We start from the raw sequence: 17,489 nt of genomic DNA, 5'->3' as shown, positions 1-17,489 counted from the left end.
ATACCTGATACATTTTCTGCATAAAAAGTAAATAATAATTATGTTATCTACTCTTTATGTTTTATTTTATATGAAACCCTTACCAACGTATAATTTGCTTTCCATCTTTATCAGTAAACTTTCCCGCAGTAATGACGATAAAGTCGACAATTGCCCAAATCCCTGTAATCATCAATCCAACAACCGATAAAGAGAGAGCAAGCATTAAAGCACCGGTTCTCACCTTTCCAACCATAAAACGGTGCACACCAAATATACCAGTAACCCAACAAATCATTGCTAACATTGGTTTTGAAGGTTCTGAATCCTGTGACAACAATGGGTAAACAGAATGAACACTATCTCCTTCACAGACAAAATCAACGGAATCACTTATTCTTGGTGGATTTTTTCCTAACCAATCCCAAGTCGCAAATTGATAACGCCTACCATCATCACCGGAGATAAGATAAGCCCCCTGATCCTGACTAATAATTATACCTCTCATATTTGCACACCTATAAAATTGTTGCCCCCTATCTCTTACAGTTAAAATGATAATCCCAATGACATCACAGTCTAAAACTTTATACTTACCACTCTCAACAGCGCAAATCACCAGCATAACATGCCTGTTTTCCTAGCATTTCCTCAATACGAATGAGCTGATTATATTTTGCTAATCTATCCGAACGTGCAAGCGAACCCGTTTTAATCTGTCCACAATTCGTTGCAACGGCAAGATCCGCAATAAAAGAATCCTCTGTTTCACCTGAACGGTGAGATATAATAGCACGATAGCCTGCTTTATGTGCTGTTTCTACAGCATCAAGTGTTTCACTCAATGTGCCAATCTGATTCACTTTAATAAGAATAGAATTAGCAACTCCCATTTTAATGCCATCACGCAAACGTGCAGAATTTGTTACAAATAAATCATCACCAACAAGCTGACATTTTTTACCAATCGAATCAGTAAGTAATTTCCAACCTTCCCAATCATCCTCAGCCATCCCATCCTCAATTGTAATAATGGGATAAGTTTCAACAAGTTGCGCTAAATAATTTACCTGTTCCTGGGCATCACGACATGTTCCCTCACCTTTATAAAAATATAAACCATCTTTATAAAGTTCGGTTGAAGCACAATCTAAACCAAGAGCAATCTGTTCACCTAGTTTATACCCACACGATATTATAGATTCCATAATAAAATCAATTGCCTGCTCTGCGCTTTTGAATTGTGGAGCAAAACCACCTTCGTCACCAATATTGGTATTATAGCCCGCATTTTTTAAACGTTTTTTTAACGTATGAAAAATTTCAGCACCATAACGAACTGCTTCTTTCACGGTAGATGCTCCTACAGGAATAATCATAAATTCTTGAAAATCAATTGGGTTATCAGCATGAGCACCACCATTAATAATATTCATCATAGGTGTGGGAAGAATATGCGCTTGTGTACCACCAATATAACGATATAAAGGCAGATTCAATGAATCTGCAGCTGCTTTTGCAACAGCCAATGAAACGCCCAAGATAGCATTGGAACCAAGGCGCGCTTTATTTGCTGTTCCATCCAAAGTAATCATTGCTTGATCAATAGCGATTTGATCTCTTGCATCTCGCCCACCTAGCTCCTCAAGAATTTCGCCATTTATTGCAGCAACGGCCTTTTCAACACCTTTTCCTTGATAGCGCATACCACCATCACGAAGCTCAACAGCTTCATGAGCTCCTGTCGATGCTCCTGAAGGAACGAGAGCACGACCAAAAGCTCCATTTTCTAGATGAACATCAACCTCTACCGTTGGATTCCCTCGGCTATCAAGCACTTCACGTCCAATGATATCGACAATTATAGCCATATGCGATTCCTTACTAAACAAAAGCTTTATCTATTTTTAATGCCATAATGATACAATATCCTTTATAACTTTATATTCAATTAATCTTTTTGGATAAATAATCAAAATCCATTAAAGTCTCAAGCAATCTCTGTAAGTGATCGATTTTAACCATATTAGGTCCATCAGAAGGTGCATTATCGGGATCTTGATGTGTTTCTAAGAATACCCCCGCCACTCCAACAGAAACAGCTGCACGTGCTAAAACCTCAACAAATTGACGCTGTCCACCAGATGAATTTCCCTGCCCTCCTGGCTCTTGAACAGAATGTGTTGCATCAAAAATAACAGGAGCACCAAATGAACGTAAAATAGGCAATGAACGCATATCAGAAATAAGGCGATTATAACCAAATGAAGTCCCTCGCTCACAAAGCATAACATTCGGATTACCGCTTTGTGTGACTTTTCTTAAAACATTTTTCATATCCCACGGAGCTAAAAACTGACCTTTTTTTATATTAATAATGCGTCCTGTTTTGGCTGCTGCTATCAAAAGATCTGTTTGACGACATAAAAAAGCAGGTATTTGCAAAATATCTACTGTGGAGGCAACAATCGCGCATTGTTCTTCTGTATGCACATCTGTCAATACTGGGCAACCAAATTCCTTTTTCAGGTCAGAAAAAATAGCCATTGCGTTTTCAAGCCCAACACCACGTTCTGCATTCAAAGAGGTTCTGTTAGCTTTATCATAACTCGATTTATAGACAAACCCGATACCAATTTGATCAGTAATTGTCTTAATCCGACCAGCCATTTCAAAAGCATGATCTCTACTTTCTATTTGACATGGCCCCGCAATTAATGAAAAAGACTTTTCATTTGAAAAAACAACATTTCCAACTTTTACAATAGCATTTGGTTCAGACATTTTATCCCTCAAAAAGCAAATAACGCAATTTATCAACTAAACCAATCGACTTTGTTCTACAGTGGCTTCAATAAAAGAAACAAAAAGTGGATGTGGACAAAATGGACGTGATTTCAGTTCTGGATGATATTGAACACCAATGAACCACGGATGATCTGCATATTCTATTGCTTCTGGCAAAATACCATCAGGAGACATACCAGAAAAAACTAAACCACACTGCTCTAGCGCATCTTTATAATCGATATTTACTTCATAACGATGACGATGTCGTTCGAAAATCTGCGTTACTCCATAAATTTTTGCAATATGACTCTTTTCTTTTAATTCAGCAGCAAAAGTTCCAAGGCGCATTGACCCACCAAGATTACTATATTGTGTACGTTTCTCAAGATTTTCTCCTTTGCGCCATTCTCTCATTAAATCCACAATCGGATTTTCGGTCTCGCAAAATTCACTTGATGAAGCATCCTTAATTTGTGCAATATTACGTGCAGCTTCTATACAGGCCAATTGCATACCAAAACAAATACCGAAAAATGGAATTTTATACTCCCGTGCAAATTGAATTGCTCGAATTTTACCTTCTGCACCACGCGCTCCAAAAGCACCAGGAACCAAAACTCCATGAACTTTTCGTAAAATAGGCGTAGGATCTTCTTTTTCAAAAAGCTCTGCATTAAGCCATTCAATATTAACCTTTACTTTATTGGCTAAACCACCATGAATTATCGCTTCAGTAAGAGATTTATAAGCATCTTTTAACCCCGTATATTTCCCAACAACAGCAATTGTAACTTCCCCTTCAGGATGGTGAATGCGATGTGTAATATCCTCCCAATGCTCCATTTTGGGTTTAGCTGCCGATTCTATTCCAAAAGCAGAAAGAACTTCTGAATCTAATCCCTCTTTATGATATGCTATGGGAACATCATAAATCGTTGGCACATCCAATGCTTGAATAACGGCACTCTGACGAACATTACAAAAAAGTGATAATTTGCTTCGCTCTGTTTCTGGAATAGGTCGATCTGCACGCACCAATAAAATATCAGGAGCAATACCAACCGATTGTAACTCTTTAACGGAATGTTGTGTTGGTTTGGTTTTTAATTCACCCGCTGAGGGAATATAAGGCATTAATGTAAGATGCACATAAACAACATTGTGCCTTGGTAATTCATTGTGAAGCTGACGAATCGCTTCTAAAAAAGGCATTGCTTCAATGTCGCCAACTGTTCCACCTATTTCACACAAAACAAAATCAAATTCTTCATTTCCGGTAGTAATAAATCTTTTAATTTCATCGGTAACATGAGGAATAACTTGAACTGTAGCTCCCAAATAACCACCGCGTCTTTCGCATTCAATGATATTGCGATAAATACGCCCTGTCGTAATATTATCTTGGCTATTCGCAGAACGTCCCGTAAAACGCTCATAATGGCCAAGATCAAGATCCGTTTCCGCACCATCATCGGTTACAAAGACCTCACCATGTTGGTAAGGTGACATCGTACCTGGATCAACATTCAAATAAGGATCAAGTTTGCGAAGCCGTACATGGTACCCACGTGCCTGTAATAATGCCGCTAATGCCGCTGCAGTAATGCCCTTTCCAAGAGAAGAAACCACACCACCAGTAATAAAAATATAACGTGCCATAGGCTTATGGTGATAAGCAGTTTATGATGATTTTTCCAGCAAAAAATGCAAAAAGGAATTATTTTTTTCTATAAGATAAAAAAGGCGAAAGTATCGCCTTTTTAAAAATTTACACTTTTTTGAGTAAACTATTTTTTATCATCATTTGGAACTGGATTTTCAAGAACCGGCGGAACGGGGTTTTCAATTTCAGAATTTGTAGGTTGTTTTTGTTCTCGATGTGGAACAGAAGTGTCTCCTAGCTGTTCAAGAATAGAAGGCTGAGATTCACCATTTGATGATGATGCCGCTTCTGGAACTTCTTTATTTTTAGAATTTTGTTTTGAATTAACAGGAATACGTTTGAGAATATCAGAACTGGAGTTTGATATATTCCCCACGACAATAAGCCCAATAGACACTGCCAAAAAACAACATGCCAAAATAGCGGTTAAACGTGTTAACGGATTTCTGGACCCCCGCGTTCTCATCAACCCAGAGCCGCTACTTGCACCAAACCCGCCACCTTCCGAAGGCTGAATAAGTATAACACCCACCAAAGCAATAACAACCAAAAAATGAATAACAATAAGTACTGTTTGCATAAACCCTGCTCTTTAAATAACTTTTCATGGCTATTTACACATAAATAGCACATAATCCAAGGGGGGAACAAAAATTCCTCTGTTATAATTTACGATAAACATCACAAATAGTTAAAAAATCAACCGCTTTTAAGCTTGCTCCACCTACCAAAGCACCATTCACGTGATCAATGCTCAAAAGCTCAAATGCATTGGATGGTTTTACTGATCCACCATAAAGCAATCGCATCTTATCCCCTTCATTACCAAAACGAGAGTGCATTTCATTACGAATGAAATTATGCACTTCTGCAACATCTGCTGAAGTAGCCGTATTTCCTGTGCCTATAGCCCATACAGGCTCATAAGCGATAATAACATTTTCTGCTTTTGCACCATCTGGTAAAGACTCCTCAAGCTGTCGTTTGAGAACATCCAGAATCTTATTACTTTGGCGTTCTGCCAATGTTTCACCAATACAAACAATCGCAACAAGACCTGCTCGCCATGCTGCTTGCACTTTAGAACAAACAATTGCATTACTTTCCTGGTAAACTGTGCGACGTTCTGAATGCCCAATAATGACATGGCTTGCTCCTGCTTCTTTCAGCATAAAAGCTGAAATATCTCCAGTATAAGGACCATAAACATCAAAATGACAATTTTGTCCTCCTAAAAGAAGGCTTCCACCACCTAATATATCAGCGGCACGTGATAAAAGTGTTGCTGGAACACAAATAAGTGCTTCTAATAAATGACCTAAATCAGAACTAATGCCGGCAGCAATGGTATGCAATTCTCTAAGCGATTCACCAGTACCATTCATTTTCCAATTTCCAGCAATAAAAGGCCGAACATTTGGAGACATATTTTCACCTCAAAAGCTATCACAACACGTTATTTGTCCTTTAGGTATCAAATTATAAAACGAAAGCAAGTCTTTAAGCTTGCATCTTTCTTATCTTTATTGCAAATTCTGTTATTATTTTGATAACAACTCATGCTAAAATATGGAATTGAACGATGCTTGACATCATAAGAAATGCTACAAATTTTTGGCTTTTCAGAATTTGCCTTGCTATTTTGCTCTTGTGCTTCATTCTTTTGTGGGGGATACCACAATTACACATAAAGAGTGAAAGAGATCTTATTACTTCTGGAAAATCCACGATAACTGTTGATGACTATCGTCTTGCACTCACTGATCAAAGCGCGCGTTTAGCGCTCTCATCTCATCTTGGACGAATGTTTACACCAAATGAAATGCAGCAATATCAAATACCTGCTTTTGTTTTCAATCAATTACAACAAAATATACTGTTTGATGAACAGGTGCGTAAGATGAAAATTAGTCTTTCAAAAGACGCGGTAGCACGTATTCTTAGTGCTGATAATATGTTTCAAACAAACAGCGTCTTTGATCAAAATTTATTTCGTAACTATCTTCAGCATTTACATCTCAGCGAAAATAGTTTCCTTGATTATTACACTCAAAAAGAGAAACGGAATCAACTCATTGCAGCTTCAATATCCGGAATGAAAGCACCAGATTTCTTTTATAAAGCTCTCGCCCTTTATCAAGGAGAAACTCGTATCGCTGATTATCTTGTTATTAATCTAAAAGAGAAGGAAACAATTTCTGATCCTGATCAAGAAACATTGCAAAAATGGTTTGAAATCCATAAAAATGAATTTAGTACTCCGGAGTACCGTACTGTTTCTTTATTATCTATGACATCAGCTGAGATAATAAAACCCGAAGATATTTCAGCAGATGAGACAAGAGCTTATTATACACAAAATATATCCCGTTTTATAACTCCTGAAAAACGTACTATTGAAGAATTGCGATTCCCTACACGCGAAGCTGCCGATAATGCGGCAAAAAAAATAGCCGATGGATTGAGTTTTGATGCACTGGTTAAAGCTGAAAATAAAACTCTCGATGATATAAAAAAAGGGCCTTTTACAGAAAATGAACTTCCTAGCCATCTAGCGTCTGAGGTTTTTGAACTTAAACAAGGGCAAACCAGTACTGTAATCAATACTATACAAGGTCCTGTTATTATTCGCGTAATATATATTGAACCTTCGGTTTCTATTCCCTTTGAAAAAGTGGAAAAAAATATTCGTCAAACACTCTCTCAAAATCGTGCCGTGGACATTATACGTAATAATTATGCAGCAATCGAAAATGCACGTTTTGAGGGAGCTTCTCTTAAAGAGCTTGCTGACCAATATAAGTTACCTTTGCGTACAATTACCATTGATAAAACAGGAAAAACAATTGAGGGCGCAATACTTACAGATTTACCCCAGAAAGATATTCTACTGGATGCACTTTATAAATCAAGCGAAGGAGTCGATCTTGATCCCCTCTCTCTCCCAGCAGGTGGATACCTCTGGTATAAGGTAGATAAAATTATTCCTGCCCGCTATAGAACACTTGAAGAAGCTAAGAAAGATGCACTTTCTCAATGGAAAAGTGAAGAAGTCCAACGCCTTCTTGATGAAAAAGCCCAAAATACTCTCAAACAACTCCATGAAGGAAAAAGCCTTATTTCTCTTGCTCATACACTTGGTATCATAAAACAAACCACACCAGCCCTACGACGCCAAGACTCATCTGAAATTCTTGGAGATGAAGGTGTTAAAGCATTATTTTCTGTGCCTAAAGATCATTACGGTATAGTAAAAGGCCCGATTATAACAAATCGTATCGTTTATCAAATAAAGACTGTAACCATACCTAAAGATATTACACCTCAGACTCTTTCATCTGATATCCGTACCAACATTGATATGATAATGAGAGAAGATATTAAGCTAGAAATACTACAAACTGCTAATAAAGAACATCCTTTGAAAATTAATAGTACGAACTATCATCAAATCTTCAATGTTCTTCAATAAAAACGTTGCAAATGATTTTTAATATTTAAGTGAAGAAATTCTATTCAGAACCTCTTCACTCTTTGGGAGTAAAATAGACTTCTTTTTCCGTAATATCAGAATACGTAACTTCTGTAACAACAACGGAATTTTCTGGAATCTCATAAATGTGCAGAAAAAGAGTAGATGTATTTTTAGAAAGAGTTTTTTTGTGTAATAAAAATATAATTTATAAAAATCACTCTACAAATATTTTCATAACAAGTGATGACCATTTGTAGTTCTATAATTTTTACATGCAATACCTATCATCAACTACAGATTTTTATGTATCCCTTGTATTGTCTCATAAAAAAAAGAAATAATACGTGAACAAATATATTTAAGCACTGCATATCAAAATCCCAATCTCCTGAAAACACTAATTGATCTATTTCATAAATTTGCTCTCACATTGTTCTCTATATCATCCACTGACATACAATCTAAATAAAATGAATACTAGCGAAAGGAATAAACAACATCTTTAACTTTATAAATCTAATGTCTAATTGTTTGAAGATCATCTTTATTCATTCTACTTGCAGTGTCTGCTAAATAAGAAAGAAATTTAAATCCATAACACACGATGACCGTCAACAGATTTACTGATTCTGCTGTTTTTAGATAACATTCTTTTATCCTTATAATACCTTTGGGAAATTACCGCCTATTGCTGTCCTTGTGATCAACCAATAGCGGTGAAGCAGTGATAAAGTTGCACTTTCTTGAAAAACTGCAGCCCCCAACTGTCGTGCTTTTTGAAGGGATGCTGGTATAATTGCTAATGGAAGAAATGCTGGCTTAAGCATTTTAGGCAGAATATTGGTACATTCGTGAAATTTGCTATAATGGTCTTGTGATAATGCGAGCATAGCTTCAATAATATGGCATTGTTGTTCACTATTAATACGATGAGACTCCAAATCCTTCCTATCCACTCCAACAGCTTCTAGCATATCAGTAGGCAAATAATATTGGTATCGTGATTGCATGAATGATAAAAGACGCAATACACCACTTAATCCTTGAGCAATCCCCCCATGTTTACAGATATCTGTAAAATCTTGTGTTACATCAGGATCTAATATCTGACAAGAAAGCTGTAAAATGATACTCGCTGTTTCATCCCAATAAAACTCAAGATCATGAAGTGTTTCTATTGGATTATGATAAAGATCTAAAATCTGCGCATCGCAATAACGTAAAAAAGCTGTCTTTGGTAGATTAAAAAGTGTTATTGCGGAAAACAAGTCATTCAAAATCGGATTATTTTTACTTTCTTGCATTTTACTATGCGCGATAGAATTATACCACCAGCGTAATCGTATCTCACCGATAAGTGGATCGTGTACAATTTCGCGAACACGAGAAACTTCTACATTAAAAGCATAAAGAGCCGCCAATGCTCTGCGCTTTTTTTTAGGTGCAAATAAAACCGATATATAGCGATCACGATCTGTAGCACGTAAAATATCAAGATAATAAGGAAGAGAATCAATCATTCTACGGCAGACAATAATGCAGCAACTGCTCGATTCTCAGTCAATAAAACATTAAATGTACGCACCGCTGCTCCCGTACTCATTGTATCTGATGAAATACGCTTTTCCCATAAAAGTGTCCGTAACTCTTCAGGTAATTGCAACAATTTAATTCCAGTTCCTATGAGCAAAACTTCAATTTCAGACGCTTCTTCTAAAACACGAGATATATTCTCTTGAGTCGGAATAGGACCTATCATATCGATACCATAAATTCCTGATGGTACACAAATAATAGAACCTTTGTGTGACATATCAGCAAAACGAAAACCACCATTTCCATAAGCATCAATAGGCGCACGCCCCGGAAAATGCGCTTCACGAATTTGAATTGCATGAAACATCAATAAGCATCCTTTGTTTTTGAAAACTCAATTGCGTTTTCTCTCCTCCCTAAAAATCAGAAAAGGGTTTGGACGTTTATGTATTAACCATAACCCGTATAGCAATATTTATGCAAAACCTTTTATACAAAATACTACCTTAGCAAGACAACAATTATATAAAAAGTTTATAGTAAGCTGAAGTTAAATGCTATTTTTATTTACACAAACCTATCTCAAAAAAACTATCTCGGTCTATTCGTTTCAAAATTAGAAATTTCTATCATACAAAATAATGATATTATTTAAAGGATAAGAAAATTCGTCGCGATACTCCAAAATATATATTTTTTAAAATATTCTGCAAAAAATAAATAAAACACTCCATTATTTATAGTATGAAATCACTTCTACGATGCAATGTTTTTTATACAAAAACACCTATTTTTATAAAAATATGTTGTAAAAGAACGCAAAAAACTACAATCATATTTTAAGATTCCTTTTCCTTTGATATAGTTCTTTTTTCTTTATCTTTAGATGCACTGATATTTCCCTTGGTTGTAGTTTTAGATTTTTGTGGTACTTTTGTTTTAGTATTAAGTTTTGATTTTTTTTCTGAAATGGGCTCGCCTTTAACACGAACATCAGCTAATGTTGAGCGAAGAACACGAACACGAATATCATCACTAATTTCCACCTCTAATTCACCACTTTCATCGTAAACTCTTGTGACTTTGCCAATAATACCGCCACCTGTTATAACTGTATCACCACGGCGTACAGCGTTAAGCATCTCTTGCCGCTTTTTCATTTGCGCGCGCTGTGGGCGAATTATAAAAAAATACATAATTACAAAAATCAAAATTAACGGAACAAAGCCAACAAGTGTATTCCCATTGGAAACACCACTTGTAACTTGAGCATAAGCGTTCGTAATAAACATTTTTATCTCCTATCGGATTAAACTTCAGGTATTTTTTACTCTACTAAAATAAACTTTTTGCTTAGAAAAAACTTTTCCAGAGGATTTATCATACAAAAAGAGAAGCTCTCGTACAAAGCAATAACTACACAATATAATCATAGCTTTATAGAAAGGAGATAAATCCTTAAAAGACAGATTTATGTTCCTTTTTATACCATAAATATGAACATTGGCATTCACTAGAAAAATTAAGATACAAAATAATTTTTTCGTCTTCCAACACACTTCACTGATAACGCTTCTCAAATGTATTATCTTTTCTACTGAGTCATTCTTATTCAAAAAAATTGATTGTTTTGCTCGAAATCCAAATAAACTATAAATTGTCAAAATAAAGTCATTATAAATTAATTTTCTAAATATTTGATCGGATCGACAGGTAACGAATTCTTACGTACTTCAAAATAAACACGTGGCGTTTTAACATTTCCTGAAACACCGGATTTAGCGATCTCATCACCACGACGTATCCTTTGTCCCTTGTTAACAACAAGCTTACTGTTACATCCATAAATAGTAATAACATTGTCTTCATGTCGAATCATAACAACATTGCCAAGCTCTTTTAACCCATCACTCGCATAGATAACGACACCATTTTCCGCTGCTTTTACCGACGAACCTTCAGGCACAGCAATGTCTATTCCTCGATTAGTTGCTGTTCCTTTTTTCTGTCCAAACTGGCTCAATAAACGCCCTCGTACTGGCCAACGCATTTTAGAAATTCCCGTGGCTTGCGGAGTAACAATATTATCCGTATTCGTAATAGTATCTGACAAACCAGTTTCATAATTTAATTGTTTCATCTTTCGAGAAGAATTCTTCTCAATAGTTGAACTGTCTATCTTTGCAGGGGGAAGAGTTTTTACAGGTGCTTTATATACAGGTGAAATCTTCTTGTAACTTGTGGAAGACGTCACTTGAGATGGAAATGAAGATTCTTTTACTGATGTCTTTCTATTATCATTATAAATATTTGAAGTTGCTCGTAAACCCTTTTTGGGAACCATAAGTACCTGGCCAATATAAATGGAATTATTGCCTATACCATTTGCTAATTTTAACGCTTCAACACTCACTCCTATTTGCCGTGCAATGCTTAACAATGTATCTCCACTTTGAACAATATAAGAATTTCGCCGAAAAATAGGAGCATTATCCATTTGTGAATGGGAAAGCGTTCCAAGATTGCGTGGTGGTGTTCCCATAATACGACTATCAGGAGACGGCGATCCATCTTGTTGTGAAGAATTATATGCAGTGTTATTGTTCGTCCATGAATCATCATTCGAAGCCACAGGAGGCAATTCAGTGCTTTGTATCACGCCACCATATGATAACATTTGTGAATCTGCAGGCATAGTCGTAGATGCATTGGAATGCGGTGACTTCGTATGATGAGAGAAAATATTCGTAAAGCGCTGTGTACCGGAACTACACCCTGCAAAAATTGTTATCATTGCTAGAAAAGCTATTTTCTGAAATTTACGCCGAAAAATATTACTCAAAACTTTTACACACATAGTTTTGCTCACTCACCAATACTCAACTCACTCTATTAAAGCTTTTTAATATTACTTAAGAGTTAAAATAAGATATTTTATTCATAAATATCTTTATGATGAGATCAAAATGAATTTATCATAAAATAGCATAGCTTAATCTCAAAAATTAAAGTATTTCTGCAATACCTTTAATAAAAGGTTGATAGCGCACCTGAAATATTTTTAAACACTCAAACTGACTGCCAGTTTTCATATAGCGCGTCACCGTTTGTATCCCTTCATCAGGTCCTATAGCTTGAATGAGAATCCCATTTTCGGCTAAAAGATCTAAAAATTCTTTTGGTTCATCAGAACGTGACGGCCAAATAAGAATACGATCAAATGATCCCAGACCTGTAACCGCACCGCTACCATCAATCTGTCGTACAGTGATATTTTCAAGCCCTAAGGTTTGAAACTTCTGGCATGCCAAATCAACAAGCGTTTTATAACGATCAATTGTTGTCACACGATCACTCAGACATGCCATAAGGGCAGTACAAAAACCAGATCCTGTACCAATCTCTAAAACACGATGCTTTTTTTTCAACGATAACGCAAAAAGAATCAAAAGCTGCTCTTCCAAACGCTCAATATATTCACCACACTCAATAGGAATAACTTTATTATCATAAGCACTGTTGAACCAAGTAGACGCAACAAACTGTTGACGTGGAATTTTTTCAAATGCCGAAAAAAAGCGAACATCATCAATTCCTTTGCTGCGCATTTTCAGCACAAGGCCAGCCAAATCCTCACGAAATCGCAAAATACCCTTTTTCCCCATAGTGTTATTCGTTCTCCAATGAAGTGGTACGCTTATTATGCATACAATTCATTTTTTTAAAATGGCAAAACCTTGTGTTTATACGTCACCATCACTTAGCAATAAACATATATCGCCTCTCTCCTCTTTATAAATTAGACAGTAATACAACGGATATCCTTCATATAAGGTTGTAAAACATCTGGAACAATAATTGATCCATCAGCTTGCTGATAATTCTCAAGAATCGCAATAAGACAACGCCCAACAGCCGTACCAGAGCCGTTAAGACTATGAATAAAATGCAATGTTTTATCACCTTCTTTACGATATCGTGCATTCATGCGCCGTCCTTGAAAATCTCCACAAATTGAACAGCTAGAAATTTCACGATAACATCCTTGGCCTGGAAGCCAAACTTCAATGTCATAGGTTTTGCGTGCAGCAAATCCCATATCGCCTGTAGAAAGAATGACCGTGCGAAAAGGCAAATCAAGACGTTTCAAGACATCTTCTGCACATTCTGTCATACGTTCTAGTTCCATTAAAGATTGCTCTTCAGTAGTAATGGATACCATTTCTACCTTCCAAAACTGGTGCTGACGCAACATCCCGCGCGTATCACGGCCTGCAGCTCCCGCCTCTGAGCGAAAACAAGGTGTTAAAGAAGAAAATCGCAATGGTAAATCTGATATTTCAAGAATTTCATTGTTTACTAAATTTGTTAATGGCACTTCTGCTGTAGAAATAAGCCATCGACCATCTGTTGTACGAAAAAGGTCTTCAGCAAATTTTGGTAGCTGAGCTGCTCCGTAAACAATTTCATCACGAACAAGGAGAGGTATTGAGACTTCTGTATAACCGTGTTCCTCAACATGTACATCCAGCATAAATTGACCCAATGCGCGTTCAAGCCGTGCCAATGCTCCTGAAAGCACTGTAAAACGTGCTCCTGATAAACGACTCGCTCGCTCAAAATCCATTTGTTTAAGATTTTGACCAAGATCAAAATGTTCCTTTGGTATAAAATCAAATGTTGGGAGGGTACCAAAATGTCGAATAACAACATTATCGCTTTCATCTTTACCTTTTGGAACATCATCTAATGGAATATTCGGAAGTGCTGAAAGAACCTTCTCAATGCTTTCTGTCAACTGCTTTTCTTTCGCTGTAGCAGAAGAAAGGAAGGCTTTAATCTCTTCAACTTCAGCTCTAAGATCTTCAGCTATTTTCTGATCACACGTTGCTAAAGCTTGTCCTATTTTTTTTGAAGCAGCATTGCGACGCTCCTGTGCCGATTGCACTTCTGCTACATGGACCCGACGTTCAAGATCAAGTTTTATTAATCTCTCTGCTTGCGGTTCAATACCTCTATTTTTCAGCGCTTTATCGAATTTTTCAGGATGTTCACGAATCCACTTAATATCAAGCATCAAAATTCCTCATTTGCATCGTTTCTATTTGTTTCCTCTTAAAAGAAGATATAAACCCCTCTTAAGAGGATTTTTTTCTCTTTTCTATACAGTAAGCAATTAAAATTGAGATCTCGTAAAGAGCTATCGTTGGTAAAGCCACTGCAAACATAGTAAAAAAATCTGATGGAGTTACTATCGCTGCAACTATAAAAGAAATGAGGATAGCCCACTTCCGCTTAGATACTAAACTATGAGAAGTTAAAAGTCCAACCTTCGTTAAAAGACTGGTTACAAGAGGCAATTGAAAAATCAAACCAAAAATTAAAATAAATGATGTCATAAAGTTTAAATAGTCGGCAATACGGACGATAAACTCTATTCTTAAGTGAACATCTGGAAGAAATTGCTGAGACAAGCTAAACCAAAGTATTATTGGCGCTAGCAGAGTATAAACAAATGCGCCTCCAAGACAAAATAAAATCGGTCCACCTATAAGGAATGGCAAAAAAGTCATACGCTCATTTTTATAAAGTCCTGGCGCGATAAAGCTATAAAACTGAAAAGCCGTATAAGGAAAAGATAAAATAACTGCCCCAAAAGCAGAAAGTTTCATCTTTGTTAAAAAAGTTTCCCATACTTGTGTTGATTGCAAACGGATATTCTCAGGATTCCCACCTGATATTTTCATTGCCCATTGATAAGGCCATATTAAAAAATTTAAGATATAATCTTTGACCAAAAAGCACAAAAAAAAAGCTATAAAAAATGCAATAAGAGCAGAAATAATTCGCTGACGAAGTTCAATTAAATGTTCTAAAAGTGGAGCTATATTAGCATCAACATCATCTTTCTTAACATTCATGACATACCTTCTCTATCTTTAGAAATATTCCCAAAACTCTTAGAATCATCGGATATAGTTAAATCTTCATTGGCTTTGTCTTCATTACATCCTAATTTTTTTTATTTTTTCTGATTTATGGTATGTTGTTTTTATATTAGAATGACTGTAGATGTTTCTATCTGCATCATAAGGGGGATTAAAAGTCTTTGTCAGCTCCTTATTCAGATTGATGTCATTGATGTCTGATAATGTTTTTTTAAAATCATCAACTTCAACTTGCCTCATCGCATCATCAAACTGGTAACGAAATTCATTCGCTGTAGAACGTACATAAGCGATTGCCCTTGCCATTGTCTTTAGCATTTTAGGTAAATCTTTTGGTCCAACAACAACGATGAGAACAAGTAAGATCACAAGAAACTCTGGCCCATCAATTCCAAACATCGCTTATATTCAACTTTCTCATTAAAAATAATATACAATTATGATAACGTCTTTATCATTTTATATGTTGTTTTTTAGTAGCAGATGCTTTCCTTCTTTTAGAGGAAGAGGAAGTTTTTCGGCGTACTGCTGCACGTTTTACCAATAATGGTTCAGATTGTTGAGGTTTAACATCAATTGTTTGAGAGCTATCTGCCATTTTAAGCTTATTCTCGATACCATCTTCTTCTTCCTTCATATTCTTTTTGAAAGCTTTAATTCCCTTAGCAACATCACCCATTAATTCAGAAACTTTGCCACGTCCAAAAAGGACGAGAATGACCAATAAAACGACAATTAAATGCGTTGGTGACAAAATATTACCCATCATTCTCTCTCGCTGCTTTTTAATTTAAATTCACTTCTTTATGCTTATTCTGAAACAATGTATCAAATATAACCATATCTTACTTATATATTTTCTTCTTCAATTAAAGGCAATCATACGCCTTTTATTGTAACCCTACTTTTTAGCCTCTTTTCTCTTTTGTTTAAGGTATTATAAAAAACTAGATAAGTTTAAAGAATAAGCTGCTTTAAACAAAATTCAAAAGGCTTGAAAATTCTTCTCTTAAAGCAATCTCATCGGATTTATCGGATTGCGAAATTTTTGTGTAAGCACTATATGCACGCTTTAACGCTTTACCTTTTAAAAATGGCGTCATTCGTGCGATCATGCACATCTCTTGCAAATTACCATTACAATGAAGAATGATATCGCAACCTGCTGCAAAAACTTTACGTGTTAAATCTGAAAAATTTTTCGAAAGTGAGAGTCCTGAAAGAGCTTTCATTGATACATCATCTGACATTAAAAGCCCATCAAAACCTATCTTTTTACGAATAACATTTTCAATCACTTTTTTAGACAGTGTTGCAGGAGCCTTACCATCAATTGCTTCGTAGATAACATGTGCAGTCATTGCAGCTGGTAAATCAGCCAAATCTTTAAAAGGCATAAAATCATATTTTTCCAAAATATCAAGTGGTGCATTAATATGCGCTAGCTCAAAATGCGTATCGGAAAATGCGCGTCCATGTCCTGGAATATGTTTCATCACTGGTAAAATACCCCCATCGATTAGCCCTTGAGCTGCAGCTCGCCCCAAAGCTGTAACTGTTTTTTTCTCCTTTGCATAAGCACGTGTTCCAATTACAGCATGTGCTCCTCTTATAGGAATATCTAAAACAGGAAGACAATTAGCATTAATACCAAATTTTATTAAATCAAAAGCATGAAGTCGAGACATAACCCATGCTGCACGAATTCCCTTCTCTTGATCCCTTTTATAAAGTTGTCCCAATGTTGCAGCCGCTGGATAGCGAGGAGCCAGAGGCGGAAGCAAACGTTGTACTCTTCCTCCCTCTTGATCAATAAAAATAAAAACATCATTGCGTCCACTTAGCTCACGTAAAGATATGGTAAGTGCTTTGAGATTATCTGCCGAACCTATATTGCGGATGAACAGAATAAAAGCCCAAGGCTTATGTTCTATGATGAAAGCTTTTTCTGCATCGCTTAAAACAACACCGGAAATACCAACAATCATAGCTTTTATTTCTGACATTATCGTAATACCTTGCTACTCTTTTTTGATCAAAAATTTCCTATTTTATTGATGCATTTTAAAAGCTATATTTCAATATCATATATAATCTC

Annotated in this window: 17 protein-coding genes; 1 reads left to right on the top strand and 16 read right to left on the bottom strand. The window is 36.1% G+C overall.

The window, feature by feature from the left end; translation table 11 throughout:
* Positions 1-79: 79 nt before the first annotated feature.
* The 6 genes from QWU_RS05335 to tpiA form a co-directional block, all read right to left on the bottom strand.
* Positions 80-487: a TM2 domain-containing protein gene (locus tag QWU_RS05335; RefSeq protein ID WP_026017310.1), complete on the bottom strand. Its 408-nt coding sequence runs from the start codon at positions 485-487 to the stop codon at positions 80-82.
* A 94-nt stretch (positions 488-581) separates the two neighbouring features.
* Complete coding sequence (gene eno, locus QWU_RS05330; protein WP_006589324.1) at positions 582-1,850, bottom strand: phosphopyruvate hydratase; 1,269 nt, start codon at positions 1,848-1,850, stop codon at positions 582-584.
* A gap of 76 nt (positions 1,851-1,926) precedes the next feature.
* The gene (gene kdsA, locus QWU_RS05325) at positions 1,927-2,763 is read right to left on the bottom strand and encodes a 3-deoxy-8-phosphooctulonate synthase (protein WP_006589323.1); all 837 of its coding nucleotides are present in this window, start codon (positions 2,761-2,763) and stop codon (positions 1,927-1,929) included.
* Positions 2,764-2,799: 36 nt separating this feature from the next.
* Entirely contained in the window at positions 2,800-4,428 is a 1,629-nt protein-coding gene (locus QWU_RS05320; protein WP_006589322.1) for a CTP synthase, read from the bottom strand.
* Positions 4,429-4,556: 128 nt separating this feature from the next.
* Entirely contained in the window at positions 4,557-5,012 is a 456-nt protein-coding gene (secG, locus tag QWU_RS05315) for a preprotein translocase subunit SecG (RefSeq protein WP_006589321.1), read from the bottom strand.
* An 82-nt stretch (positions 5,013-5,094) separates the two neighbouring features.
* Positions 5,095-5,859: a triose-phosphate isomerase gene (tpiA, locus tag QWU_RS05310; RefSeq protein WP_006589320.1), complete on the bottom strand. Its 765-nt coding sequence runs from the start codon at positions 5,857-5,859 to the stop codon at positions 5,095-5,097.
* Positions 5,860-6,014: 155 nt separating this feature from the next.
* Here tpiA and QWU_RS05305 point away from each other — a divergent pair, with 155 nt between their 5' ends.
* Positions 6,015-7,904, top strand: a complete 1,890-nt coding sequence (locus QWU_RS05305; protein ID WP_017196350.1) for a peptidyl-prolyl cis-trans isomerase — start codon at positions 6,015-6,017, stop codon at positions 7,902-7,904.
* A 662-nt stretch (positions 7,905-8,566) separates the two neighbouring features.
* On the opposite strand, the gene QWU_RS05300 is transcribed toward QWU_RS05305, so the two are convergent.
* The 10 genes from QWU_RS05300 to nagZ all read right to left on the bottom strand — a co-directional run bounded on the left by QWU_RS05300 (position 8,567) and on the right by nagZ (position 17,397).
* A complete protein-coding gene (locus tag QWU_RS05300; RefSeq protein ID WP_006589318.1) occupies positions 8,567-9,427 on the bottom strand; it encodes a phytoene/squalene synthase family protein in 861 nt (286 codons plus the stop codon).
* Positions 9,424-9,810, bottom strand: a complete 387-nt coding sequence (locus QWU_RS05295; protein WP_006589317.1) for an Mth938-like domain-containing protein — start codon at positions 9,808-9,810, stop codon at positions 9,424-9,426. Before QWU_RS05295 ends, QWU_RS05300 begins: the two co-directional genes overlap by 4 nt.
* A gap of 472 nt (positions 9,811-10,282) precedes the next feature.
* A complete protein-coding gene (yajC, locus tag QWU_RS05290) occupies positions 10,283-10,735 on the bottom strand; it encodes a preprotein translocase subunit YajC (protein WP_006589316.1) in 453 nt (150 codons plus the stop codon).
* 389 nt (positions 10,736-11,124) lie between these two features.
* Entirely contained in the window at positions 11,125-12,300 is a 1,176-nt protein-coding gene (locus QWU_RS05285; protein WP_017196349.1) for a M23 family metallopeptidase, read from the bottom strand.
* 148 nt (positions 12,301-12,448) lie between these two features.
* Positions 12,449-13,108 carry a protein-L-isoaspartate(D-aspartate) O-methyltransferase gene (locus tag QWU_RS05280; RefSeq protein WP_006589314.1) on the bottom strand — a complete coding sequence of 220 codons (660 nt, stop codon included), beginning with the start codon at positions 13,106-13,108 and terminating at the stop codon, positions 12,449-12,451.
* Positions 13,109-13,242: 134 nt separating this feature from the next.
* Positions 13,243-14,520, bottom strand: coding sequence for a serine--tRNA ligase (gene serS / locus QWU_RS05275; RefSeq protein WP_006589313.1), 1,278 nt, complete (start codon positions 14,518-14,520; stop codon positions 13,243-13,245).
* A gap of 61 nt (positions 14,521-14,581) precedes the next feature.
* Entirely contained in the window at positions 14,582-15,364 is a 783-nt protein-coding gene (gene tatC, locus QWU_RS05270) for a twin-arginine translocase subunit TatC (RefSeq protein WP_006589312.1), read from the bottom strand.
* Between the two features lie 84 nt (positions 15,365-15,448).
* Entirely contained in the window at positions 15,449-15,790 is a 342-nt protein-coding gene (gene tatB, locus QWU_RS09200; RefSeq protein WP_017196348.1) for a Sec-independent protein translocase protein TatB, read from the bottom strand.
* Positions 15,791-15,845: 55 nt separating this feature from the next.
* A complete protein-coding gene (locus QWU_RS05260) occupies positions 15,846-16,157 on the bottom strand; it encodes a twin-arginine translocase TatA/TatE family subunit (RefSeq protein WP_026017309.1) in 312 nt (103 codons plus the stop codon).
* 208 nt (positions 16,158-16,365) lie between these two features.
* Entirely contained in the window at positions 16,366-17,397 is a 1,032-nt protein-coding gene (nagZ, locus tag QWU_RS05255) for a beta-N-acetylhexosaminidase (protein ID WP_006589309.1), read from the bottom strand.
* Positions 17,398-17,489 lie beyond the last annotated feature (92 nt).

Source organism: Bartonella birtlesii IBS 325 (genome assembly GCF_000273375.1).
GTDB classification, from domain to species: Bacteria; Pseudomonadota; Alphaproteobacteria; order Rhizobiales; family Rhizobiaceae; genus Bartonella; species Bartonella birtlesii.
Note: the sequence above shows the minus strand (reverse complement) of the source record. Positions and strands in the feature narration are given on the sequence as shown.

Bases quoted from the DNA above. Each gene is read 5' to 3' on its own strand.
- tatB (WP_017196348.1), bottom strand. From the start codon at position 15,790: ATGTTTGGAATTGATGGGCCAGAGTTTCTTGTGATCTTACTTGTTCTC.
- serS (WP_006589313.1), bottom strand. From the start codon at position 14,520: ATGCTTGATATTAAGTGGATTCGTGAACATCCTGAAAAATTCGATAAA.
- QWU_RS05305 (WP_017196350.1), top strand. From the start codon at position 6,015: ATGCTTGACATCATAAGAAATGCTACAAATTTTTGGCTTTTCAGAATT.
- QWU_RS05320 (WP_006589322.1), bottom strand. From the start codon at position 4,428: ATGGCACGTTATATTTTTATTACTGGTGGTGTGGTTTCTTCTCTTGGA.
- secG (WP_006589321.1), bottom strand. From the start codon at position 5,012: ATGCAAACAGTACTTATTGTTATTCATTTTTTGGTTGTTATTGCTTTG.
- QWU_RS05335 (WP_026017310.1), bottom strand. From the start codon at position 487: ATGAGAGGTATAATTATTAGTCAGGATCAGGGGGCTTATCTTATCTCC.
- QWU_RS05300 (WP_006589318.1), bottom strand. From the start codon at position 9,427: ATGATTGATTCTCTTCCTTATTATCTTGATATTTTACGTGCTACAGAT.
- kdsA (WP_006589323.1), bottom strand. From the start codon at position 2,763: ATGTCTGAACCAAATGCTATTGTAAAAGTTGGAAATGTTGTTTTTTCA.
- tatC (WP_006589312.1), bottom strand. From the start codon at position 15,364: ATGAATGTTAAGAAAGATGATGTTGATGCTAATATAGCTCCACTTTTA.
- QWU_RS05260 (WP_026017309.1), bottom strand. From the start codon at position 16,157: ATGGGTAATATTTTGTCACCAACGCATTTAATTGTCGTTTTATTGGTC.
- nagZ (WP_006589309.1), bottom strand. From the start codon at position 17,397: ATGTCAGAAATAAAAGCTATGATTGTTGGTATTTCCGGTGTTGTTTTA.
- QWU_RS05285 (WP_017196349.1), bottom strand. From the start codon at position 12,300: ATGTGTGTAAAAGTTTTGAGTAATATTTTTCGGCGTAAATTTCAGAAA.
- QWU_RS05280 (WP_006589314.1), bottom strand. From the start codon at position 13,108: ATGGGGAAAAAGGGTATTTTGCGATTTCGTGAGGATTTGGCTGGCCTT.
- eno (WP_006589324.1), bottom strand. From the start codon at position 1,850: ATGGCTATAATTGTCGATATCATTGGACGTGAAGTGCTTGATAGCCGA.
- QWU_RS05295 (WP_006589317.1), bottom strand. From the start codon at position 9,810: ATGTTTCATGCAATTCAAATTCGTGAAGCGCATTTTCCGGGGCGTGCG.
- tpiA (WP_006589320.1), bottom strand. From the start codon at position 5,859: ATGTCTCCAAATGTTCGGCCTTTTATTGCTGGAAATTGGAAAATGAAT.
- yajC (WP_006589316.1), bottom strand. From the start codon at position 10,735: ATGTTTATTACGAACGCTTATGCTCAAGTTACAAGTGGTGTTTCCAAT.